Raw genomic sequence first — 22072 nt, 5'->3', positions numbered from 1 at the left:
TGTGGGAGTTTGGAAGCTGTGTTCGAGATCTACCGTATTGAAACCGTGGCCTCGGAGGAGGCGGGAGGGGGAATCATCCGCCGGATCATGGTCCGCACCGACTCGATCGAGAAAGCCAAGGAGAGGGCCGTGAAGGTGTTCTCCCTGGCGCGCCGCCCGCAATCCCGCGATCCGGAGGTCGAGGCCGTGCGCGTTTTGAACGGAGCCGGCCACGAGGTCTTTTCGATCAGCACCAGGGATTAGGTTCCTGTCATTTCACACGAGCGCTTGGGGATAATCCAAGCACGATTTGACACTGCGCTCATTCACCGGTACTTGCGCGCCTCCATCGCGGGAAACGCCCTTCCAGGCACGCGATGCGAGGGAAATGCGCGGGCGTAGCTCAGTCGGTTAGAGTGCCGGCCTGTCACGCCGGAGGTCGCGGGTTCGAGCCCCGTCGCCCGCGCCACTCTCCTTGCGCTGCAAGAGGCGGCTTCTCCTTATCACTGATGGACGCCTCCAACGCACTCGTCGATGCCTGTTTATGGTGTTCGAAACGAACAAAGGAGCCGCGAGGCTCCTTTGCCGTATCTGGTCGCAGATGAACTGCGTCAGGCGATCTTGCCGCCGCCCTGCTTGGTAATCACGAGCACGGACGGGCGGGTCGGCAGATTGTCCTTGAAGTCCGGCCAACGGGTGATCGGATTTTCGAAGGTCGACGTGGCGCCTTCCTCTGCTTCGCCAGGGTGCTGCACGGCAAGGAACAGCGATTCGTCATCGGGGGTGAAGAAGGGGCCGCAGAGCTCGCCGCCGACAGGCACCCGGAAGAAGTGCTTGGACGTGCCGCGCTTCTCGCCTTCCGTTTCGAGGGCCCAGAGACCATCCGCACGGCCGGTCGCCTTGGCGTTGTTGCCGTCGGTGGAGACCCAGAGACGGCCCTGGCTGTCGATGGCGCAGTTGTCCGGCATACCGAACCAGCCGTTCTTGGTGGTCTCCGACGAGAAGGTCGCGCCGACGGAAGCGACGGCCGGATCGCCGCACCTCACCAGAACCTCCCAGGTGAAGTCGGTCGCCGCGTGGTTTCCGCCCTCCGGCATCATCTCGACGATGTGGCCGAACGCATTGTTGGCACGCGGGTTGGCCGCGTCCACCTGGTCTTCCTTGCGGCGGGTGTTGTTCGTCAGCATGACGTAGACGCGGTTGGTCTGAGGATTGGCCTCGATGTCCTCGGGGCGGTCCATCTTGGTCGCGCCGAGAAGATCCGCGGCGCGGCGGGTCTCGATCAGCACGTCCGCCTGGCTCTTGAAGCCGTTGGCTTCGGTGAGCGGGCCCTGACCATGCACGAGCGGCAGCCAGGTGCCCTTGCCGTCCGGATTGTACTTGGCGACGTAGAGGGTGCCCTCGTCGAGCAGACCGAGATTGGCTGCCCGGTTCTGGGTGTCGACCTTGCCGGCGGTGACGAACTTGTAGACGTAGTCGAAGCGCTCGTCGTCGCCGAGATAGACCACGTAGCGGCCGTCGCTGTTGGTGATGCCGGCTGCGCCTTCGTGCTTGGTGCGGCCGAGAGCGGTGCGCTTCTTCGGCACGAAATTCGGGTCGAAGGGGTCGATCTCGACCACCCAGCCGAAGCGGTTCGCCTCGTTGGGCTCTTTGGTCAGATCGAAGCGGTCGTAGTACTTGCCCCAGGCATAGGCGGGCGTCCCGATGCCGTAACGCTTGTAGTTCTTGGCCTCGGCATGATCGTCGGCGAGCTTGCCCCAGAAATAGCCGTTGAAGTTCTCTTCGCAGCTGAGCCAGGTGCCCCAGGGAGTCACGCCGCCGGCGCAGTTGTTGATCATGCCGTTCACCTTGCGGCCGGTCGCATCGGCCGAGGTCTTCATGCGGTCATGGCCGGCGGCCGGGCCGGTGATCTCCATCGGGGTCGCGGCGGTGATGCGGCGGTTATACTTGGAGTCCTTGACCACCTGCCACTTGCCGTTGACGCGGCGGATTTCGACCACGGCGCCGCCGTGGGCGGCGATTTCGATATCGACCAGTTCCTTGGTCATCTTCGAGAAATTGGCGTCCTTGCTGTCCTGGATGCCGACGCCGGGGAACATCAGTTCCTCGTTGGTGTATTCGTGGTTGGCCACGAGCAGGCCGTGCTCGGCCGATCCGTTGAGCGGGATGAAGCCGATGAAGTCCGTGTTGTAGCCGAACTGGCGGGCTTGCTTTTCGGCGGTCTGGTTCATGGGGTCGAACTCGGGAGCATCGGCGAAGATCGGATCGCCCCAGCGCAGCAGAACCTGAGCGTCATAGCCCTCGGCGACATGGTGGGTCTGGTCGACGCCGGCTTCAATTTCCTTGAAATCGAACGAGTTCGTATTCGAGACCTTCTTGGCAGGCTGCTCATTGGCCGCCAGGGCGCGGGTGCCGACGGTCGCCGAAATCGCCGCGACGGCGAGCGAGCCACGCAGAAGATCGCGCCGGTTGAAGCGCGTGGCGATGATCTCGCCCATGGTGAGGTTTTCTGTCGGGTTGATTCCGACGTCGCCGGAATCTTCCAGCTCGCTTGAGCGAATGCGGCCCTTGTGCTCGTCCATATCGGCTTCTCCGTCTCTTAGGGGATGCAGCCGGATTAGAACCGTTCTATGTAAGTCTGGTGACAGTGCCGTGAAAATCAGGCCGGCGTGCCGGGACATCCCGTGGCGGATCATGTATGGTTGGCCAATGAGCAATGATGTTTCCGAGCTTCGTGAGCAACTGTCCGACCAATGGCAGAAGGTCGCCATTGATCTGGTCCGCAAGGGCATTCCGGCCGAAATGGTGTTCGAGTCGCTGCTGACCGTCGGTCTCGCCGGGCACGTGGAGATCCATGGCAAGGATCTGACAGCCGGCAAACTCGTTGCCATTGCCGAGCAGCTGTCAGAACAGGTCCGGCGGGAGAAGGAGGCCTTGCAGGAGGCCTCCGGCGCGACCAAGAACTAGCCGCCCGTCTCGTCCCATTCGACTTACGGCTAAAGCGTCGTCAAAATTGCATTCGGGTCATTCTCGGGGTGCAACATCTGGAGTTATTGTTGCGTTAGCTCGACGAAGATCCCGAAGCGGCCTCAAGCCGTTTCTCCGCCCAACAACTCAATGGGGTCGTGCCCTCATGCAGCCGGCGCTCGACAGCAATACCTTAGACCGCTTGATCGCCCTCGGACGCGAGCAGGGCCATCTCACCAACCAAGATCTCGAAGCCAATCTGCCGATCGCCTCCATGAGTGCGGAGGAGATTGCTCTCATCGTCGTTCATCTGGAAGAGTCCGGCGTCCCGGTGGAACTGGACGACAGCCTCGTGTCGCCGAACGCCAAGCCAAACCCGGCACCGGTGAAAAGCGCCGAGATCATTCCCTTCCCGGACCGGGCCGCAGCTGCGCGGATGAAGCGGCGGACGGCGCCTCTTCAGACAGTCAATCCGTCGCAGCCCGCAGTCGCCCAATCGGCGCAGCAGGGGAGGCGAACGGCGCATTGGGCTGTCGCCATATCCGGCCTGCTGGTCCTGGTGCTGCTGATCGGCCTCGTCATGATGCTGGGCGTCTGACCCCGTCCGTCTGGAGTTGAGCCTCAGCCTGCGTCCCGCCAAAGATCGGAAGCGGCTTGACGGCCGGTCCGCTGAAGTGCGTGACGCTGGGCTCATTCCTGGTTCCGGACGTGAAGCCGAGATCGAGGAAGGCAGTTCTCGGGTCGAAGAGAGATTTCGCCGCCGCCGCCGCATCATAGCCGAGAATGGGTTCAATCTCGGGAGCGATGCTCGGGGCGGCGGCCGCGGCGATCTTTGCGAGAGCATCAGACGCCGCAGCCGGTGCGATGGCCGCAAGCTTGATCTCCTGTGGGCGCTGCGGCGGCAGAGGAATCGCCGCGACGATCTCCTGAACGCTTTCCGGATCGGCCGAGGCAACCATCGTTGATGGGCTCTGTGCGGGAGTCTCCGCCTGCGGTGCCGGTGCGGCATCCTTGCGGCCGAAGAGGCTGGCGAACAGATTGCCGATGGACGGGCCGCTGCCGGCCGAGGCCTGTGTGGCTAGGCTGGCATTGCGCGACAGAATTTCGGCCTTCGCCAGTTCATAACCGGGAAGCGGCTTGCCGTTGGAGGGAAGATGCAGGGTCTTTCCGTCCGGGAACAACTGCACGAGCTGCTGCTGCGTCATGCGCGGCCATGCCCGCACGTTGCCGGTGTCCACGTGGACGAAGGCGGAGGACGCGTAATAGCCCACACCGCCATATTGCTTTTTCATGGCGATCGCGCGCAGGCGGGCCGTGTCCACGTCGGGCAGGCGGATATCCATGGCTTTGCCGAGCATGTGCTGGCTGTGCTCGGCCACCCCGCTGGACCGGCGGCGCAGGGCGCCGTTCGTTTCCGGCGAACGATAGGCCGAGATGATGTTGATGGGCTGCGACGAGCCGGATTCCCGATAGACCTCCCAGAGAACATCGAACAGGCGCGGGTCCATCTGCGCCGGCTTCTCCACGCGCCAGTCGCGCAGGAACCAGTTGAGCTGCTGCAGCGCGCCGGAGTCGAACTGCCCGTTTCGCCGGAAGGTAACCGTCAAGCTTTCCCGGGTGTGGGTATGATAGAAGGTGAGGGTGCGCGTCTCTCCTAACGCGGCGGCGTCCTGAGTGCGGGCTGTCGCCATGAGGAGAAAGGAAGCTGCCCCCAAGAGACCGATGGCCAGATGAGAAGCGCTCTTCCTGCCGGGCAGGTTCGTGCATTCGGATGCAGGTATTGTCCTGCATCCGCCAGCCGATCGATTTGATCGGGCGAAAATTCGCGCCATGGTTCGTTAGTTCCCGCGTCCCTTATGCGACGTGTGATCGTTAACCATGGCAAAAATAGGCGCAAACCGTACCTTTTTGCTTAATCAGGCAGGTTTGGTCAGGCGGATTCGCTCACTCAGGCAGGGCTGCCGTCTGATTGCGCTTCGGCCTGCCTGACGGCGAGGACAGGACCACCACTTTCGTTCCGATGGGCACATGGTTGTAGAGGTCGATCACGTCCTGGTTGATCATGCGGATGCAGCCGGATGAAACATTGGTGCCGATGGTCCATGGCTCGAAGGTGCCGTGGATGCGATAGAGCGTATCCTTGTTCCCCTGCCACAGGTAAAGCGCGCGGGCACCGAGCGGATTGCCTGGCCCGCCCGGCATGCCCAGACCGCCGGGCAGTTCGCCCATCTGCTCCATGAGCTCCGGCTGCCGTCCGAACATCTCCTTGGGCGGGTACCAGTCCGGCCATTCCTGCTTGTCCTTGATGGTCGCAGATCCGGACCAGCTGAAACCCGATCGGCCGACACCGACCCCATAGCGCACGGCCATGCCGTCGCGCATGACGAGGTAGAGATAGCGCGAGCGAGGATCGACCACGATGGTCCCCGGCGCCTCCGTGGTCTGATACTCGACCACACGGCGCAGGTAGGACGGGTTGATCCTGGACAGCTCGACGCCGGGGACCGGGAAGAGATCGTCGATGGGGGCGTACATGCGCTGGTAGGCGGACATGTCCCGGGTCGACTGGGCGAGACTGCGGTTGAGCGGCAGGCCGGCGGCAGCGGCTGAGGCTCCAAGCAGGAAGGTTCGGCGGCTGAGGTCCATTGTGCTCTCCCGGCAGACTTAACTCGACAATAAGAAGACGCAGGACCACGCATCCGGGTTTCATGGTAGCTGCTATGCTTTGCAGTCAGGAGAAAGCCTGGCCGTTCACATCCGGGCGAGCAGGCGCAGGGCAGGGGCAGCTGATGATGATCGAGAACCTCTCATGGTCGTGGCTTGCAGGCGTCGCACTGCTCGGCGTTCTGTTCGTTCTGGTTCTCTTCTGGACCCGCAAGCCTCGTTATCGGCGCCACTCGATCATGACGGACAACGAGCGGGAGTTTTATCAGCGCCTCCTCGCGGCCTGCCCCGATTGTCAGATCTGGCCGCAGGTCCCCATCCTGGCGCTGGTCCGGCCCGACGCCAAGGAGGGCAGCCGCGCCTTCTGGATCGCGTTCAAGAAAATTTCGAACTCGCGGGTCGATTGGATCGTGGTTCGGGACCTGGAAGTCATCGCCATCGTCGAGCTCGATGATCGCTCCCACGATGCCCGTAAGGACGCTCAGCGCGACAAGGTTCTGAAGTCGTGCGGCTATCGTGTCATTCGGTTCAGCTCGAGCCGCAGGCCCGATCCGCGGCAGATCCACGACGCGGTGTTCCAGCCGTGAAGGGGCTCAGGCTTCCATGGCCTTCCGATCGAAGGCACGGAAGCTCGCGAACACCTCCTCCCGAAGCACGTCCGGCTCCGACAGGTAGCGGGCCGAATGATGGAACGGCGTCACATGCCGGACACCGGCTTCCCGGGCGATCGATCCTGCCTCCCAGGCCGTCAGGTGGAGCGATGCGATGGCCAAGGCACGGTCGCGTTCCAGAAAGACGGCCTCGATGAAGAGCTGATCGGCCTCGCGGACCAGCTGAAGGATCTTGCCGCGGTTCTCCGGATGGGGTGCCGCGTCGGTCACATAGGCGACCGCCTGTCCCGGCGCGATGCGCAGCACCCGTCCCATGAGGTCGCCCAGGCGAATGCATTTCCCTCCAGGGACGGCCAGGGGATAATCGTCGGGCAGACCGAGGCGAACCGCCCGCTTGGCCTCGTTGAGCCAGGAACCGGGCGGAAGATCGAGTTCGTCCAGCGCGCCCCGCCACACATTCACCTGAAGAACCTCCCTCAGGGCAAAAGCGAGGGACGGGATCCCGTGATCCAGGGCAACCGCCTCGATCCTGAACTCACCCTCCATCCAGGCAACGCCTTTTGGAAACACAGGCGGGCCGATGTCGCGCCGGGCGAAGGCTTCGCGGGCATGAAACTCGGCAGCCCTCGTCAGATTGCCGCCGTCGTATTCCATGGCCCGCAGGCAGAAGTCGACCGAGTTCTCGTCCAGAAGATTCCAGGTGAAGCCCCGGATCCGGTGCTCGACCTGCGCGGCAAAGCCCGGCGGCCCGATGAGGGTCAGCGGATGACGGCGATGAAGACACAGCCGAAACAGCCGGTCGAAGCCCGCCATGTGATCCACATGGGTGTGCGAGACGAAGACGTGGCTCACCCGCAGCAATTCGCGGGAGGAGAGAGCGCCGACATCGCCGAGATCGAAGAGAATGGCCCGGCGGCCATAGCGAAAATCGAGATAGACGCCCGGGTCACTGAAGGGATCGTTCACGAGGCGGGGTTGAACAAGCCAACTCATTCCGGGCCAACGGCTCCGATCTGAGCATGTTCCCATGGGAAAGGCCGAGCTCCCATGGAGAGCTCGGCCCGTCAGATTCAGTAGGTTGGAGAGCGCGACCGGTGAGCGGAACGGCTCAGACCTCATCCTCGACTTCGTCGGGATCGGTCACGTCGACCAGGAACATGATGTAAGGACCTTCCTCCTCGTCATCGTCGTCCTCGTCGTCATCGAAATCCGCGTTCTCGAACTCCGCCTTTTCCTCTTCCGTCGCCGGTCTGACGTTGAGAGTCGCGAAGCCGTCCCACAGGGGAGCGCCCTCGCTTTCCAGGACCTTGAGATCGTCCTTGAAGTCGTCGCTCATGAGGAGCTCGCGGGCCTCGTCCTCTTCGGCATTGGTGATGGCAACAGGCTTGTCGCTAATTGTCAGCGTGAACATGATTCGTCCTTTCCATTCGCCCGCAAGGGATATCCGCTAACGCTCGACCCCGCACGTTCGTGGCAGGGATATGCACATGAAGCGACATGAAGATGACTCGAGCCCGGCCAAGGACATGACAAGCCCCGCCTATCGAACGCCCTTCTTCCGCAGCCAAGCCTGCATCTCGGCGATCTCACGTTCCTGCTCGCGGATCACGTCGGTGGCCCATCTCTGGATCTGCTCGTCCTTGCTGTGCTGAAGCGCCACCTTCGCCATGTCGATGGCGCCCTGGTGGTGAGGGATCATGCTGCGCACGAAATCCACGTCCGGATCGCCGCTGAAGGGGATATCCATGTTCCGATGCATCGTCTCGTTTGCTTGGCGGTATCCCTTTGTAGATGGCGACTCGGTTGTCTGTACCGGCGTTGAATGCCCTGAATGCCCTCCATGGGCGCCCTGGGCCAGGGCAGCGGCGGGAAGAACCGTCAGGGCAGCGGCAAGAACGAGCAAGCGGGCCATCGTCATCATACTCCTGGATCGCAGAATGAAATTGGGCAGCGCCCATGTCCCTCGAAAGACATGCACGAGGACATGGGCTCATGTGTGAAGCCGGGCACTTGGCCGCTTCCTCAGACCGCCTGTCGTGGAAAGGGCTGGGCGCGATAGCCGGCCTCGTCCAAAGCCGCCTCGAGCAAGGCATTCTCCTTGATCGAGGTGACGGTGATCACACGGCGTTCCAGATCGGCTTCGACCTGGGCTTGCGGATCGAGACCCTGAAGCGCTCGTGTGACAGCCCTCAGGCAGGCGCCGCAATGCATGTCCGGAACGTAAAGATGGTACATGATCGGGATCCTTTCGTCTCAAGATCCCGAGTGTTCTGGACCTTTCCACGATGGGAAGGTCAAGCGGAGAAGAGCGGGTTATTCAGGCTATATCCTCATCAGCATAAAGGATGTGATTGCAGCAGCTTATCTTCTTCGAGTAGCTCTGTTATCGCAGATCAAGAGACCGAGCTTGTCAGGAGTAGCCGACCGTGGTCGGAAAGAGCGAGATGAAGGTTGTAACCCATAGCGGCACATTTCATGCCGACGACGTCTTCGCCTTCTCGATCCTGCGGGAGGCCTTGGGAATTTTCGATTTCGCCCGGACCCGGGACACCGCCCAGATCGAGGCAGCCGACCTCGTCTTCGACGTCGGGGGCGTCTACGACGTGTCGCGCGGGCGTTACGATCACCACATGCGGGATCTCCCACGGCGGTCCGACGGCACGCCCTATAGCTCGGTCGGCCTGATCTGGCGCGATTTCGGGCGCAACGCCCTGCCCAATCTCGTGCCGGGGATCGACGAGGACCTGCTGGACGCCGTCTGGCAGGACATCGATGCCGGCTTCATCCTAGCCATCGATCAGGCCGACAACGGCGTCGCCTCCGTCAGCCAGGGGCATCTTTCGCTTCTGATTGAAGCGTTCAACCCTAGCTGGGTCAGCGGCCAGTCCTATGACGACGCGTTCCTCGAGGCTGCCGATTTTGCCCGAGGCATCCTGGTCCGGGCATGCCGGCAATCCCACGCGGAAGTGCAGGCGCAATCCTCCGTGCTGGCTGCCGCCCGGAAGGCGCAGGACCCGCGGGTCATCGTTCTCAATCATAAGCTGCCTTGGGAAAAGGCCGTCTTCGAGGGCGGATTGCGCGACCTCCTCTTCATCGTCTATCCGAACGAGGATTCAACCTCCTGGTATTGCCGGACCGTTCCGCCCGAGCCCAACTCCTTTGGGCAGAGACTGCCCTTGCCGGAGGCGTGGCGCGGCTTGCAGGAGGAGGAGTTTTCGCGGGCGGCCGGAATCGCCGACGGCGTCTTCTGCCATCCTGGCGGATTCATCTGCGGGGCACGCTCACAGGAATCCGCCGTCCGGCTGGCCGAGAAGGCGATTGCCGCCGGCCAATAGACCGGCTTCAGCCAAGAGAGGCGGGACATGAAGCAGGTGCCGATCGTTTCTCATCCTGCCTATGAGGCCGCCCTGCCGGACAGCCATCGTTTCCCGATGCGCAAATATGGACGCCTGGCCGAGGTGGTCGCGGAAAAGGGGCTTGCCTCGAACGGCTTCACCACACCGGACGAAGCCTCGGCCGAACTGATCGCCCTGGCTCACGATCGCGCTTACGTGGATCAGGTCTTCGCCTGTTCCGTTCCGCGGGAGATCGAGCGCCGGATCGGTCTTCCCGTCAGCGAGAGCGTGGTGCGCCGCGCTCGCGCTTCCGCTGCGGGAACCTTGCTCGCCGCGCGGCTGGCGCTCGAGCACGGGCTTTCAGGCAGCACGGCCGGCGGCAGCCATCACGGGCAGCGCGAGACCGGCGCCGGCTTCTGCGTCTTCAACGATGTCGCCATCGCGGCGAAAGCGCTCCAAGCCGAAGGCACGATCCAACACGCGCTCATCGTCGATCTCGACGTGCATCAAGGCGACGGCACGGCCGATTGCCTGCGCGATGCGCCGGATCTCTTCACCTTTTCGATGCATGCGGAGAAGAACTATCCGGTCCGCAAGATCCCGAGCGATCTCGACATAGGATTGCCGGACGCCATGGAGGACGACGCCTATCTCGAGGTCCTTCGTGCCCACCTTCCGCGCCTGCTCGATGCCGTCGAGCCGGATCTCGTGTTCTTCAATGCAGGCGTCGATCCGCACCGGGACGACAAGCTCGGACGGCTCTGCCTCTCCGACGACGGTCTGCGCCAGCGCGACGCCTATGTGATCGAGCAGGCGCGCAGCCGACAGATCCCGCTGGTCGCCGTGATCGGCGGAGGCTACTCCGCCGATATCGAGGCCCTGGCCCAGCGCCATGCCATCGTGTTCGAGGCGATGGCGGCTTGGAACGAGAAGGGGTAGGGCGCTAGCGCGTCAGCGACACGGCAAGCTGCGCGGCCAGGGCGGCGTTGTTCTTCACCAAGGCAATGTTGGTGGCAAGGCTCCGGCCGCCGGTCATCTCGAAGAGACGTGACAGGAGGAAGGGCGTCACGCCTTTTCCGGCAACGCCGCGGGTCTTCGCCTCCGCCACGGCGGCGTCGATGAAGGCCTTCATCTCGCCTGCCGGGATTTCATCGGCCTCCGGAACGGGATTGGCGACCAGAACGCCGCCTCCGAGCTCTAATGCTTCCTTGGTGCGGATGAGATCCGCCATGGCGTCCGAGCTGTCGAGGCGCAGGGGGATGGGAAGTTCGCTCGTCCGGCTCCAGAAGGCCGGGAAGCGGTCCGTCCGGTAGCCGATCACGGGCACGCCGCGGGTTTCGAGATATTCGAGGGTTCGCGGCAGGTCGAGGATGGCTTTCGCGCCGGCGCAGATCACCGCCACGGGCGTGCGGGCCAGCTCGTCCAGATCGGCCGAGATGTCCATGGTATCCTCGACACCCTGATGGACGCCGCCGATGCCGCCGGTGGCAAAGACGCGGATGCCGGCGAGATGCGCGCAGATCATGGTCGCGGCCACCGTGGTGGCGCCATGCCGCCCGGAGGAGACCGCATAGGAGAGATCGGCGCGGCTCAGCTTCATCACGTCCTTGGCCGTTCCGAGCCAATCGAGCTCCGCGTCCGAGAGGCCGATCTTGATGCGCCCTTCGGTGATCGCGATGGTGGCCGGGACGGCGCCGTTGTCGCGCACGACGGCTTCCACCTCGCGGGCCGTGGCGACGTTCTGCGGATGGGGCATGCCGTGGGTGATGATGGTGGATTCGAGTGCGACGACCGCCCCGCCTCCGGCGAGCGTGGCCTGCACCTCGGGAGCGATGTCGAGAAAACGGCTGGCGATGGCGTGCTTCATGGGAGCTCCCGTGCCGGAGTTTGATCGGCTCTAAGCGACAACGTGGATTCCAGCAAGGCAAGCGACAGATCGGGCCGGACGCTCACCGGGCTCTCCACGGTCAGGGCGGCCGCGACGGCGCCAAGCCGTGCTGCTTCGGCGAGCGGGGCATCCTCCAGCATCGCCACGAGCGTGGCGGCGATGAGGGCGTCGCCGGCCCCAGTGGCATCGACGATCTCGGCCTTGAGCGCAGCGATCCTCTCGATCCCCGAGGGATCCGCTGCGACGAGCCCCTTGCTTCCCAACGTCAGGACGACCTGTTCCGCTCCACGAGCGAGCAGGGCTTCTGCTGCTCCCTCCGGCGGAAGCTCGGGGCGGTCGAGATAGACCCTAGCCTCGTCGAGATTGAGGAAGAGCAGGCCGACCCCGCCGAGATCCCGCGGCAGGCGCATGACCTTCGGCGTCGAGACGGCGTCGAGCGCCAGCATCAGGGCTCTTTGCCGGGCAAGGCCGATGAGTTCATGGAGGGTTTCCGACGGCAGGTTGCAATCCGCGAAGAGCCAGGCCGACCCGAGCTCAGGTTCCAGCCGGCGCAACAGGGCAGGGGTGATCTCATCGAAGATCGCCATGTTGGCGAGCCCGACGGCCAACTCCCCGTCGGGCTGCAGCACGGCGACGTATTCCGCCGTCGCCTGTGTCCCGGACAGGGTCACGTGCCGGGTATCGATCCCGAGGCGCTTGAGGTCCTCGAGCAGTGCGAGGCCGTTGTCGTCGTTTCCGACGATCGAAGCCAGCGACGTTTGCGTTCCGAGCCTGGCGACGTTCTCGGCGACATTGCGCGCAACGCCTCCGAACGACCGCTCCGAGACGACGGGATTGGAGGTTCCCGGACGGATCGTGGCCAAGCCGCGGTACTTGCGATCGACGGCCGCCCCGCCGATGCAGACGACCCTGCTCATTCCCGGTTCCATGTCGAAGACCTGCCTTCCCGACCCTGTCGCTGCACGGACGGTATGCCGAAAGGCAGGCCCTGCCGCAATGGCGAATGGTCACTCCGGGGCATGATCGATCCGGTCGCACAGGGAGCGGACCCGATTTGCGATGGATCAAGGACGGGACGGCGCATCCCGGTAGATTCGTCCGGCAGGATGGAGGAAACCATGGATCTGGCGTCAGCGATCAAGCGATGGCAAACGAACTGGAGCCGAGCAGATGAGTTCGGCTCTCTCGATCAGGATCAGAGGGAGGCACTGGCCCGCGACATCGGCGTTTCGCCGGACATGCTGAGACTTCTTGTCGAACGCGGTCCGGAAGCGGCCCAGGAATTGCCTCGCCTCATGCATGCGCTCGCGCTCGATGCCGACCGCATCCGGCACGTTCATGCAGACCTGATGCGCGACATGAGCGTGACTTGCTCGGGATGCATGGCGGCGGTCCGGTGTCAGCACGATCTCGATCAAGGGCGATCATCTGCTCGTTATGCCGAATATTGCCTCAATGCCGAGACTCTTCGCGAGCTGCGGGGCGAAGACGCTTCGCGGTCCGTGCACGACTGATCTTGTCACCCTCTACGGTGCGAGCGTTCCCGACACGGCCTGCCCCAGACCCTCGACATGGCCTTGGAAATTTTCGCGCGTCCGGGGATCGACGACGGCCACCGGGGCCGAGACGGCGAGGCCCGCCGCGGTGCCCACGGCGGCTGCGGCACCGGCGGTGACCTGGATGATCCGGTCGCCGACGCCGACGCGGGAGTCGGTCAGGGTCTGACCCTCGGCCAGTTCGCGCCCGATGATGCGCACGACCTCCGGGCTTTCGGCGAATTTCGAGTGGTTCAGGGGATCGCCCGTCCTGAGCTTGGACAGGTTCAGGACCGTGATGCCGGATTTGTCCAACTCGCTGCGATAGGGCTCCTGATCCGGATCGATGGCGCCGAGCCGCACCGCATCGCCCCAGATGCGCCGCGAGATCGCCAGCGCCCGGTCGTCCTGCGACACGAAGAGCGTGAAGGCCGGGCGGTTCCTGCCCATGTCGACCACCGCCTCGCGGAACAGGTCGACGTCCACGTCGGGCGCGGCGAGCAGCACGTTGCGGATCTTGGGGGCGATGCGTCCGTCGCGGATCGCCATCTGGCGCAGGGCCTCCAGGGTGACCCAGTTGCCCATGGAATGCGCCAGGATCGAGATCTCCCCGACGGCCGGATCGCTCGCCAGCGTGCGCAGGGTGCTCTCGAGGGCGTTGCGGGAGTAGGTGTTGCTCTCGCGGTCGTAGCCGTAAGCCAGGACGCTGCCGCGCGACGGCCAGGTGAACAGCACCGGAACCACGGGCGTGGCGGCATCGTGCACGATCTGAGCGAAGCGGAAGACCGCATCGTCGAAGCGGTTGTTGAAGCCGTGGATGAACACGAGCACGCGCCGCTGCGGCACGGTGCGGACGGTGCGGTGGAACCAGGCGGTCGCCTGCTTGCGGTCGATCACCTCGGCCTTGAGCGTGACGAAATCGGTCGCGGGGTTGCCCGGGGTGCTCTGCGGCCACTGCACCTCGCCCTCCTGGCGGTTGGCGGCGGGCGGGATCGAGACCGTGAACTGGGCGAAGGACAGCTCAGGCCCGCGGCCGCCCGAGAAGAATTCCTGCGGGTCGCTCGCCCGCATGCGGGTGGTGGCCACCAGCATGTCCACCGTGCTCGCACCCGGCACCGTGCCGGCGACGGGCAGGAGGGTGCCCCTCGGGCTGGCGCACCCAATCAGCCCGAGGGCAATGGCGCAGGCCATGAAACGGCGGCCGATGGACGTGAGGGGACGCCGATCCCGTATCGTCTGCTCGGCTCTCCTCGCAGGCTTCGCGCGCAATGCGCGATTCTCGCAAGCGCGCACCGGATCGATCCCGAATGGGAATTCGGCTCTCGAGTTCGGGGCTCGAGCGCCGCCATTGTGCCCTGACCGTCGCATTCGGCTCCCGTTCCCCGTCTGATGTGCTCGGGCAATCTTCATCAGGTCGTCGCGCTTGTCGAGCGTGGAAAAGCAACACGCCTTGTCAAAGAGCCAGCACCTTGGGGCCCGCAGCTTGCGCTGCGAGCCTTGCGGATGATCGAGGGTGGCGCGAGTGGCAGCCCGGCTCGATGATGATGGGAAGATGGAAGAGCCAGGATGCCTCTTCGCACGCGGTACTTTTAGGCGTTTAGACTTGGCCGGTGACAGCCAAGGGCCTCCCGCCGGCCGGCTTGCGAAACCTGCCGCGGGACCGCTCCTGGCCTCACCCTTGCGACGCCTCGCGAGCGCGCCCCCGTCAGGCCGGGATGACAAACGATATAGCCCAGGTGCAACAGAGTGTCAAGAACAAAGTGAGAACATATCGTTGCGCTCTCACCCACACCCTCGACGCCATCACCGGCCCTGTGCCGGTGATCCCGATGGATTGAAGCGCCATGCCTTTCCGATCGGGATGGCCGGCACAAGGCCGGCCATGACGGGGCGGGGGCAGGCCTGCTGCCCCGATCGGAGGAGCGCCGCTCAACACAAGCGAGTTGGCCGGGACGCGCCCGGCCATGACATGGGCGATGTGACGAGGGGGGGTTACAGGTCAATCCACGCCGTGGAACAGCAGCGTGGTGTTGCCGCCGATGCCGCTGGAGGCGACCGGCCGTTTGGGGCCGAGAACCGCCTCGACCTTCGGCGAGGGATGACGGCTCTCGTGGATCTCGAGCCACGCGATGCGATGGGGCGGCACGGCGCCGTCGCCGGGATAGGGCTCCTGCGGCATGCCGGCGGCCTTTTCGAAGAAGGCAGGATCCTCCAGGGATTCCACCACGCGATTCACCAGCCGGGGCAGGGCACCGCCATGCTCCGCATAGAGATTGACCCCCTGGCTGCGCGCGAGTTCCGCGGTGGCGACCAGGGGCTCCGCGGCGAAGATATGATAGTCGCGTGCACGCTTGCCGCGCTTGATCTCGAGCGGCAGGGTGCCTTCCGGCGTGACCTGCGCAAGACCGATGCGGGCGCTGTCGATGCCCCAGTTGGTCAGCCTCTTGTCGCCGCTGGCAATGCCGGCCGCCGTGGCGCTCAGGCCAGCCCAGTACCGGTGGTTGTTGCGTCCCGAAACGCCCTTGCCCACATCCTTTGCGCCGACGATCTGACTGCCGAGCGCCTTGAGCCAGGATTCCACGCGCTTCTTCTGCTCGCCGTCGAGACCGGGTGCGTTGCGGATCTGCAGGTAGGCCAGGGCGAAGCCGCCGAGCGCCTGGCCCAGATTGAAATGCGCCTGCCGCGAGCGCAGATCGGTCATGGCGTTTGCCGAGGCCCAATGATCGAGCCAAGTGAGCGCGCAGGCTGCGGCTGCCGAGTTCTTCGGGCTGGACTTCACGTAGGCATTGGCGATCCGCACCAAGCTCTTGCCGTAGTCGCGCAGGGGCTCGACGGCTTCGGAATAGGCCTCCTCGGCTTCCTCGTCGATGGTCGCACGCCGGGCGTCGTCCTGCCGGTACTTGCTCTGCGTGTCGAGGGTGATCACCGGGGCGTCTGGTGCGTCGCATTCATATTTCGGCTTGGCCTGCACGTTGTCTGCTGCCGGCGCCGGAACGAGGTAACCGGCGCTCTCGGCCTGGGACGGAGCGGTGCTCAGGAACGTACCGAGAAAAACCGCGCTGGCGAGGGTCGACCTCCATCCGTGACGCGACACAGCCCGTTCCATCATTGCCCCCAAATCCCTGTCATGCCGGCCCCCACCGGCGGGGCCGATCATGAACTAGGCACTGGAGCGTGCAAAGCCAGACCACCGAACCTTCGGAGGTAGAGTGATCCATTGGGGGTAGACGTCCCGCCCTTTTCGGTGTCGTCCCCGGCGGTCCGCAGGACCGGGAAGGGGATCCACGCTCAGGCTCGACACTCTGGACTCCCTTCCTCTGCGATGGCTGCGCCATCTTTGGGCCGGGAATGACAACGTAATATTTCTCGCAATCGAGATCACCGGCACAAGGCCGGTGATGACGGGCGGAGACCGTTCGACGTCAAATCGCCCGAGCGGAGCGCCGGAGATTGCTCCTGTTGACCATGCGCGGCAGGAGATCCTGTCCGCGTCCGGCGGTGACGATCAGGCGCTTCACCTCGCCTCGGAGATAGGCCTGAAGGAACCGGTCGTAGTTCTTGAACGACACGCATCCGTTCGAATCCCCACGCGGGCCCAGCATGTAGGTGTGGGCGAGAATGCCGTCGCGTCCATAGATGGCGGGGCTGCCGCCGACCGGGGTGAGGCGAAGCGCCCGCACGCCGTGGAAGAGCCGTTCGCGCTCGGTGATGACGTAGGTTCCGGGCGGAGTGGCGCCTTTCATGCGCACGTTCACGTAGCGCGGGTTGTCCATCATGTCGCCGAGGCCGGAATGCGCTTCCAGCCTTTCGCCGTTCGGCATGATGACCACCTGCGCGGTGATGTCGTAGACGGCGGTTCCCGCGCCGGATTCGGGGGCAGGGACGAAGCGCGATGTCGGCGAGATGCTGCCGGTGCCGTTGTCGAGCGCGGCATAGCTGAGCGCGGCGTCGGGCGGAGAGGAGGGTTTCACCCCGAAGAGCTTCTCGATGAAGGAGCGGTTGTCGACGGGAGCGCTGACCGCAGCGCTGGCGGTAATCGCGGCCCTTTGGGTCATCGGCGAGCGCGCCGGCACGCTCGCCAACTGCGTCGGCACTGCAGGCTTCGATGGCAGCAGGTCTGCCGGACGCGGCGCGGGCAGGGGAACGGGCGCGATAACGGGCTGAGCCGCTTCCGCCACAACCTGAACAGGTGCCGGAGCAGCGGGCGCCTCGGGTGGCGGTGCCGACGGCGCGACGCTCGCCTGGCGCTGGACCGGCGGCGCGAACGCCGTGTGGAGCGGAGCATTGCGATTGAGGTGAAGAGCCTCTGTCTTCATGAGGGGCGTCGGATCCACCAGCGCCGGATCGTAGGTCGCCATCTGCCGAGCGGGCGCGGCGACGCTGCTCACATGCTCGACGGGCGGGTCGTCGCGTTCGTGATGGAAATCGACGAAATAGGCCAAGGGGCTCATGGAGATCGCCACCAGCACCGCCGTCGGAAAAAGATTGCGCCGCTTTCTGCGCGGAGAGCGCGGGGCGCGGCCGCCCGACGGATAGGACTTGTGCAACATGGCGAACTCTACGCAACAACTCGATCGCGCATGAGCGGCCTCGGGCTCGGAAGGGCGCGGAAATCGGACGCCGGAGCACTCGGGGCCTTCATGCGTGAAGCAATATCTTCACGAGAGCCGATTAAACGACGCCTTGGTTAAATTAGGGATAATCGAATGTGCGGCATTCGAAAGAACGTGGCGCCCGTGGGCATCCGTTCACACAAGCGAGACCGCGTGCGCTGGCTCACAGATCGCAGGCCCGGCAGAGCTTATGGATAGGAAAGGGGGCGACTTTTCCAAACATCAAACGGGAGACCTCGGCATGGGGTTCTACGCACGTCATATCGGCCCGCGCTTCGTCAGCTGCCTGTGTTCGATGGAAGGCATCACGGCCGAGCGCGAAAAGGTCGTACCGCAGGCCTCCGGCGTAGTGCTGGAGATCGGAATCGGTCCGGGACTGAACCTCCCGCTCTACGACCCGTCCCGCGTGACGCGCGTGATCGGGGTCGATCCCATCGCGGAGTTTCTGGACTTGGGACGCGAGCGCCGCCGTCACTCACCGGTTCCTCTGGAGGTCATCCGGGCTCCTGCCGAGTCTCTGCCTCTCGCGGACGGCATCATCGATACGGCGGTGATCACCTATACCCTGTGCTCGGTCGAGGATCCGGCGCAGGCCCTGCGCGAGGTGCGGCGCGTGCTGAAGCCGAACGGACGGGTGCTGTTCCTGGAGCACGGCCTGTCGAGCGATGCCGGCGTGGCGACCTGGCAGCACCGGCTCAACCCGATCTGGCGCAAGCTCGCCGTGGGTTGCAACCTGACCCGTCCCGTTCAACGGCTTCTCGACGATGCGGGATTCACGATCCGCCGCATCGAGCACTACTATCTCGACGGCGCGCCGCGGCCCGTCGGCTTTCTATGCCAAGGCGTCGCCGAGGCCGCCTAAGGCCTGCGTGAAATCTCGAACGCTTCGTGCGATCCGCTGAACCGTTCGCCCGTCGGGACCTTACCGGGCGGCCTCGCGGGCGACGGTGCGGATGTCGCGGCGGCCGAGACCAAGATCGGCCAGTTCGCGGTCATTGAGCGCCGCAAGCTCGCGGAAGGTCTGGCGATAGCGGCGCCAGGAGGCGAGGCGGGCGAGGATCATGGACGTGATCATGGGTGTATCTCCTTCAGCGGGATCCGGTGTTTCGGATCACCAATCGAGGTGGGGGTGACGGCGGGCGGCCTCGCGCTGCATCTGGCGGGCTTCGGACAGGATGCTGCGGAAGAGGCGGAGGAAGCTGACGATGATCATGACGGTCTCCTGAAGGCTTGTCGGGGTTGTGCAGGACTCAGATGCGGTCGGCCGCGATGCCGTAGCGCCGGGCGACCCGGGCGATCTCGCGCTCGGCTCTCCGGCGGTTGGTCTGGGCGAAGGCATCGACCACGGCACGAAGAATCCGCAGCACGGGTGCCGGACGGCTGGCGGTGGCTGGGCTCTGCAAGGCAATCGGGGTGCTGATCTGCAACGTGCTCATCGGGTCTGTCCTGGTCCGGCTCAACCGGTCTTATACTTTGGTCTAGGTAATATGACGTGTTTTGTGCGCCGCAACAGATGGATTGTTGGAATGCGACATATGCATTGATCGCATGCCACATTGGTAAAGGATTTATTGCTATGCGCTCAGCGCCCGGTTCTGCAGCAGATTGCCTGTGAAATGAGCAGACGCGCTCGCGGAGCATCTGAACGTGGTCGGCCCCTGACGAACTATGTGTCTGTCCACGGCGACCCGAGGGGCGCCTCCTGAACCATATCGCCGGGAACGCTGTTGATCCGGCATAGCAGGCAGCCTGCCCATCCATTCTGAGCGAGGCCGAGAATGACGAAAGTCCGTGAGGCGCTGGTGAGCAGGATGTGGCGCGGCCAGGATCCGTTCCTCAACTATCCTGGCCGTCTGTACCGGCAGGATCACCAGGGCTGGGGCTCGCAGCATCCCTATCTGACGGAAGCCATCGAGGCGCTGCGGCCATCGGTGGTGGTCGAGATCGGCGTCTGGAAAGGCGGCTCCGTTATGTCGCTCGCGTCCAGGATGAAGGAGATGAACCACGACGGGGTCGTGATTGCCATCGACACCTGGCTTGGCGCCTGGGATCACTGGAACAACGACGAATGGTTCGCACATCTGAACTTCGTCAATGGCTTTCCCGCGCTCTACCACACCTTCGCGGCCAATATCGTCGGCGAGGGGCTGCAGGACTACGTCCTGCCCCTGCCGCTCGACTCGGTGAACGCGGCGCATGTCCTGCGGCACAACGATGTGCGGCCGGACGTGGTCCACATCGACGGCGGCCACGACGTCCACGCCGTCACGTCGGATCTGCGCGAATGGTGGCCGATGGTCCGGCCGGGCGGCGTGCTCATCGGCGACGACTACCCGCACTGGCCCGGCGTGAAGCAGGCCTTCGACAGCTTCTTCGCCGCCGAGGGCAAATTCCCCTTCGAGTTCGAAGAGCCGAAATGCCGGATCTTCAAATAGGGCTTGCTTCGAGACCACTTGCGGCTTTGGCGGATCCTCGGCGGGGTTCCCGTGGGACAGTGCCGGAAGCGAGCCGCGAGGCCGAGTGGCATGCTCCGCCGCACTAGATCTCGACCAGCGCCTTGATCACGCCGGCCTCGGGCGCCGACCACACCGGAATGAGACCCGGCGCGTCGTCGAGACCGCCGCGGTGGCTTGCCAGCGCGGCGGTCGGCACTCCGCCGCCGCGCATGAGGTCGAGTACGGTCTCGAAATCCTCCCGCGTGGCGTTGCGGCTGCCGAGCAGGGACGTCTCGCGCTTGTGGAATTCCGGGTCGTTGAACGTGATGTCGGCGCGCACGATCGACAGGAGCACGTAGGTGCCGCCGTGGCCCACATAGGAAAAGCCCTTCATCATCGCCTTCGGGCTCCCGGTAGCGTCGATGACGATGTCGAAGAAATCGCCGTCCGTGATCGCCTTGAGGCGCTCGTCGACGTCCGACGACACCTCGACCACATGGTCGACGCCGATCTCGTCCCGGCAGAAGGCCAGCCGACGGGCGTTCATGTCGAGGACGGAAATCTCGGCACCGCGCGCCTTCGCGAAGATCGACGCCGCAATCCCGATCGGCCCGGCGCCCACGACGGCGACGCGGCTTACCGGACCGGCGCCTGAGCGCCGGACGCCATGGGCGCCGATCGCCAGGAACTCGACCATGGCCGCCTCGTCCAGGCTCAGGCCCGTCGCCGGCACGATATTGTGTTCGGGCACGGCGATGTATTCGCAGGCGCCGCCGTCCCGGTGAACTCCCAGCACCTGCAGACGCTGGCAGCAATTCGTCTTGCCCTGGCGGCACGCGCGGCACGTGCCGCAAGAGAGATAGGGTTCGATGCAGACGATGTCGCCGGTCTTGAACGCGCTGCAGCTCGGCGCCTCGGCGATCTCGCCCGCGAGCTCATGGCCGATCACCCTCGGGTATTCGAGATAGGGCTGGTTGCCCTGGAAGATGTGATAATCGGTCCCGCAGATCCCGACCCGCCGGATGCGCACCAGCACCTCGCCCGGGCCGGCCCTCGGAACGTCCCGCTGGATCACGCTCAGACGGCCAGGCTCGTCGCAGCGAAGGGCTTTCATCGGCGTCTCTCCCAACGGATGCCTCGGTTCGTGTCCTGTGAGCTTATGGCGAGGGCGGCAAAGCGCAATGCCGATGTTCACCTGCGGGCGTCTTGCCGCTACAGACGACGTGGCGATTCACACGAGGCGGCTGATCCGGATGTCCACCTGGCGAGACGAGAAGAACCAGAAGGCGCGTGCCCGGCTCGAGAAGCGTCTCTCGGCTCTCTTTCCGCCCTGCGTCCTGTCTCATGCCCTGCGGCAGCCGCTGATCCCGCCGACGCAGCGCCGCGCCGTGGAATCCTACTGGCGCCATCGCCCGCTCCTGGCGGACCGGCTCGCGCGGGCGCTGGCTGCCAAAAGCGGGCAGCCGGCCGGCTGGCAGTGGCGTCTTGGTTCGGACAAGGAATCCGGTCTGCCGATGTCCTTCCGCGTCCCGCCGGCTCCCTACCGGGAGGCGGCCTTCGCCCGTGGGCCGGGGCATTGCTGCGTCTGCGGGCAAGCGGTCTATCGGCTGGGCTGGCACCGGGATCTCTGGGGCGACGGCAAGCCGAACCGGAACGCCACATGGCACGCAGCCTGCGTCGTGGCCTGGCAGCTCTGGACGGCCCCGCCGGATCACCTCAGGGCCCTCAAGCTGCGCCAGCAGCGGCGCTGCGCGACGAGCGGGCGCCGCCTGCTCAGGACCGCGGAAGTGGACCACCGCGTCCCGCTCTTCGCCGTCTGGTCCGAGCACCGGTCGAAACCCTGGCCCGAACTGCTCGCCTTCTGGGGCGCTCCGAACCTCCAGGTGATCAACAAGACGGCCCACCTGGAGAAATGCGCCGAAGAGTCCGCCGGCCGGGCCAGGCGGCGGATTCTGTCGCCCGATCTACCTCAGGAAGAAGAGTTAGCCGCCCCCCTTGCGGATCGGATTTCGATCCCCATATCAGGCTGACCCAGCGGACATTGT

25 protein-coding genes and 1 tRNA gene are annotated in these 22072 nt (G+C 64.7%); 11 read left to right on the top strand and 15 right to left on the bottom strand.

The window, feature by feature from the left end; all coding sequences use genetic code 11:
* Positions 1–18: 18 nt before the first annotated feature.
* Positions 19–243, top strand: coding sequence for a hypothetical protein (locus VB672_RS19855; protein WP_329785934.1), 225 nt, complete (start codon positions 19–21; stop codon positions 241–243).
* A gap of 128 nt (positions 244–371) precedes the next feature.
* Positions 372–448 (top strand) — tRNA-Asp (locus VB672_RS19850).
* 142 nt (positions 449–590) lie between these two features.
* On the opposite strand, the gene VB672_RS19845 is transcribed toward VB672_RS19850, so the two are convergent.
* Positions 591–2561: a PhoX family protein gene (locus VB672_RS19845; protein ID WP_329785933.1), complete on the bottom strand. Its 1971-nt coding sequence runs from the start codon at positions 2559–2561 to the stop codon at positions 591–593.
* Between the two features lie 127 nt (positions 2562–2688).
* On the opposite strand from VB672_RS19845, the gene VB672_RS19840 reads away from it, so the two are divergent.
* Both VB672_RS19840 and VB672_RS19835 read left to right on the top strand, forming a co-directional pair.
* A complete protein-coding gene (locus VB672_RS19840; RefSeq protein WP_329785932.1) occupies positions 2689–2946 on the top strand; it encodes a hypothetical protein in 258 nt (85 codons plus the stop codon).
* 166 nt (positions 2947–3112) lie between these two features.
* Positions 3113–3544 (top strand): RNA polymerase sigma factor region1.1 domain-containing protein, encoded by a 432-nt coding sequence (locus tag VB672_RS19835; protein WP_329785931.1) that lies wholly within the window; start codon positions 3113–3115, stop codon positions 3542–3544.
* Here VB672_RS19835 and VB672_RS19830 read toward each other — a convergent pair.
* Both VB672_RS19830 and VB672_RS19825 read right to left on the bottom strand, forming a co-directional pair.
* Complete coding sequence (locus tag VB672_RS19830; protein ID WP_329785930.1) at positions 3525–4637, bottom strand: DUF882 domain-containing protein; 1113 nt, start codon at positions 4635–4637, stop codon at positions 3525–3527. The two genes, VB672_RS19835 and VB672_RS19830, sit on opposite strands and share 20 nt — an antisense overlap.
* Before the next feature lie 253 nt (positions 4638–4890).
* Positions 4891–5592, bottom strand: coding sequence for a L,D-transpeptidase (locus VB672_RS19825; RefSeq protein ID WP_329785929.1), 702 nt, complete (start codon positions 5590–5592; stop codon positions 4891–4893).
* Positions 5593–5735: 143 nt separating this feature from the next.
* Between VB672_RS19825 and VB672_RS19820 the strand changes: the two genes are divergently transcribed.
* A complete protein-coding gene (locus tag VB672_RS19820; protein ID WP_329785928.1) occupies positions 5736–6197 on the top strand; it encodes a DUF2726 domain-containing protein in 462 nt (153 codons plus the stop codon).
* A 6-nt stretch (positions 6198–6203) separates the two neighbouring features.
* On the opposite strand, the gene VB672_RS19815 is transcribed toward VB672_RS19820, so the two are convergent.
* From VB672_RS19815 to VB672_RS19800, 4 genes are all read right to left on the bottom strand, one after another.
* Entirely contained in the window at positions 6204–7214 is a 1011-nt protein-coding gene (locus VB672_RS19815) for a ribonuclease Z (protein ID WP_329785927.1), read from the bottom strand.
* A 115-nt stretch (positions 7215–7329) separates the two neighbouring features.
* A complete protein-coding gene (locus VB672_RS19810) occupies positions 7330–7632 on the bottom strand; it encodes a hypothetical protein (protein ID WP_329785926.1) in 303 nt (100 codons plus the stop codon).
* Between the two features lie 129 nt (positions 7633–7761).
* Positions 7762–8133 carry a CopM family metallochaperone gene (gene copM, locus VB672_RS22665; protein WP_442932126.1) on the bottom strand — a complete coding sequence of 124 codons (372 nt, stop codon included), beginning with the start codon at positions 8131–8133 and terminating at the stop codon, positions 7762–7764.
* A 110-nt stretch (positions 8134–8243) separates the two neighbouring features.
* Positions 8244–8456, bottom strand: coding sequence for a heavy-metal-associated domain-containing protein (locus tag VB672_RS19800; protein ID WP_329785924.1), 213 nt, complete (start codon positions 8454–8456; stop codon positions 8244–8246).
* 209 nt (positions 8457–8665) lie between these two features.
* Here VB672_RS19800 and VB672_RS19795 point away from each other — a divergent pair, with 209 nt between their 5' ends.
* Both VB672_RS19795 and VB672_RS19790 read left to right on the top strand, forming a co-directional pair.
* Positions 8666–9556, top strand: a complete 891-nt coding sequence (locus tag VB672_RS19795; RefSeq protein WP_329785923.1) for an MYG1 family protein — start codon at positions 8666–8668, stop codon at positions 9554–9556.
* A 27-nt stretch (positions 9557–9583) separates the two neighbouring features.
* Positions 9584–10495 carry a histone deacetylase family protein gene (locus tag VB672_RS19790; RefSeq protein WP_329785922.1) on the top strand — a complete coding sequence of 304 codons (912 nt, stop codon included), beginning with the start codon at positions 9584–9586 and terminating at the stop codon, positions 10493–10495.
* Between the two features lie 4 nt (positions 10496–10499).
* Here the strand turns inward: VB672_RS19790 and VB672_RS19785 are convergent, their stop codons facing one another.
* Together VB672_RS19785 and VB672_RS19780 are read right to left on the bottom strand one after the other, a co-directional pair.
* Positions 10500–11423, bottom strand: coding sequence for a pseudouridine-5'-phosphate glycosidase (locus VB672_RS19785; protein ID WP_329785921.1), 924 nt, complete (start codon positions 11421–11423; stop codon positions 10500–10502).
* Positions 11420–12361, bottom strand: a complete 942-nt coding sequence (locus VB672_RS19780) for a carbohydrate kinase family protein (protein WP_329785920.1) — start codon at positions 12359–12361, stop codon at positions 11420–11422. Before VB672_RS19780 ends, VB672_RS19785 begins: the two co-directional genes overlap by 4 nt.
* Before the next feature lie 201 nt (positions 12362–12562).
* On the opposite strand from VB672_RS19780, the gene VB672_RS19775 reads away from it, so the two are divergent.
* On the top strand, positions 12563–12958 hold the full coding sequence (locus VB672_RS19775; RefSeq protein ID WP_329785919.1) for a DUF6455 family protein: 396 nt from the start codon (positions 12563–12565) through the stop codon (positions 12956–12958).
* A 12-nt stretch (positions 12959–12970) separates the two neighbouring features.
* On the opposite strand, the gene VB672_RS19770 is transcribed toward VB672_RS19775, so the two are convergent.
* The 3 genes from VB672_RS19770 to VB672_RS19760 form a co-directional block, all read right to left on the bottom strand.
* Positions 12971–14170: an alpha/beta hydrolase gene (locus VB672_RS19770; protein ID WP_329785949.1), complete on the bottom strand. Its 1200-nt coding sequence runs from the start codon at positions 14168–14170 to the stop codon at positions 12971–12973.
* Positions 14171–14978: 808 nt separating this feature from the next.
* Positions 14979–16088: an alginate lyase family protein gene (locus VB672_RS19765; RefSeq protein ID WP_329785918.1), complete on the bottom strand. Its 1110-nt coding sequence runs from the start codon at positions 16086–16088 to the stop codon at positions 14979–14981.
* Between the two features lie 313 nt (positions 16089–16401).
* Positions 16402–17529 (bottom strand): DUF2778 domain-containing protein, encoded by a 1128-nt coding sequence (locus VB672_RS19760; protein WP_329785917.1) that lies wholly within the window; start codon positions 17527–17529, stop codon positions 16402–16404.
* 304 nt (positions 17530–17833) lie between these two features.
* Between VB672_RS19760 and VB672_RS19755 the strand changes: the two genes are divergently transcribed.
* Positions 17834–18454: a class I SAM-dependent methyltransferase gene (locus VB672_RS19755; protein WP_329785916.1), complete on the top strand. Its 621-nt coding sequence runs from the start codon at positions 17834–17836 to the stop codon at positions 18452–18454.
* Between the two features lie 60 nt (positions 18455–18514).
* On the opposite strand, the gene VB672_RS19750 is transcribed toward VB672_RS19755, so the two are convergent.
* Both VB672_RS19750 and VB672_RS19745 read right to left on the bottom strand, forming a co-directional pair.
* Positions 18515–18667, bottom strand: coding sequence for a DUF1127 domain-containing protein (locus tag VB672_RS19750; RefSeq protein ID WP_442932124.1), 153 nt, complete (start codon positions 18665–18667; stop codon positions 18515–18517).
* Between the two features lie 175 nt (positions 18668–18842).
* Entirely contained in the window at positions 18843–19028 is a 186-nt protein-coding gene (locus tag VB672_RS19745) for a hypothetical protein (protein WP_329785915.1), read from the bottom strand.
* A 342-nt stretch (positions 19029–19370) separates the two neighbouring features.
* Here VB672_RS19745 and VB672_RS19740 point away from each other — a divergent pair, with 342 nt between their 5' ends.
* Complete coding sequence (locus VB672_RS19740) at positions 19371–20027, top strand: class I SAM-dependent methyltransferase (protein WP_329785914.1); 657 nt, start codon at positions 19371–19373, stop codon at positions 20025–20027.
* A gap of 103 nt (positions 20028–20130) precedes the next feature.
* Here VB672_RS19740 and VB672_RS19735 read toward each other — a convergent pair whose 3' ends face one another.
* Positions 20131–21141: a zinc-binding alcohol dehydrogenase family protein gene (locus tag VB672_RS19735; protein WP_329785913.1), complete on the bottom strand. Its 1011-nt coding sequence runs from the start codon at positions 21139–21141 to the stop codon at positions 20131–20133.
* A 139-nt stretch (positions 21142–21280) separates the two neighbouring features.
* On the opposite strand from VB672_RS19735, the gene VB672_RS19730 reads away from it, so the two are divergent.
* Complete coding sequence (locus VB672_RS19730) at positions 21281–22057, top strand: hypothetical protein (protein WP_329785912.1); 777 nt, start codon at positions 21281–21283, stop codon at positions 22055–22057.
* Positions 22058–22072: the final 15 nt, after the last annotated feature.

Origin of the sequence: Microvirga sp. CF3016 (genome assembly GCF_036314085.1) — a bacterium.
Lineage (GTDB): Bacteria > Pseudomonadota > Alphaproteobacteria > Rhizobiales > Beijerinckiaceae > Microvirga.
Note: the sequence above shows the minus strand (reverse complement) of the source record. Positions and strands in the feature narration are given on the sequence as shown.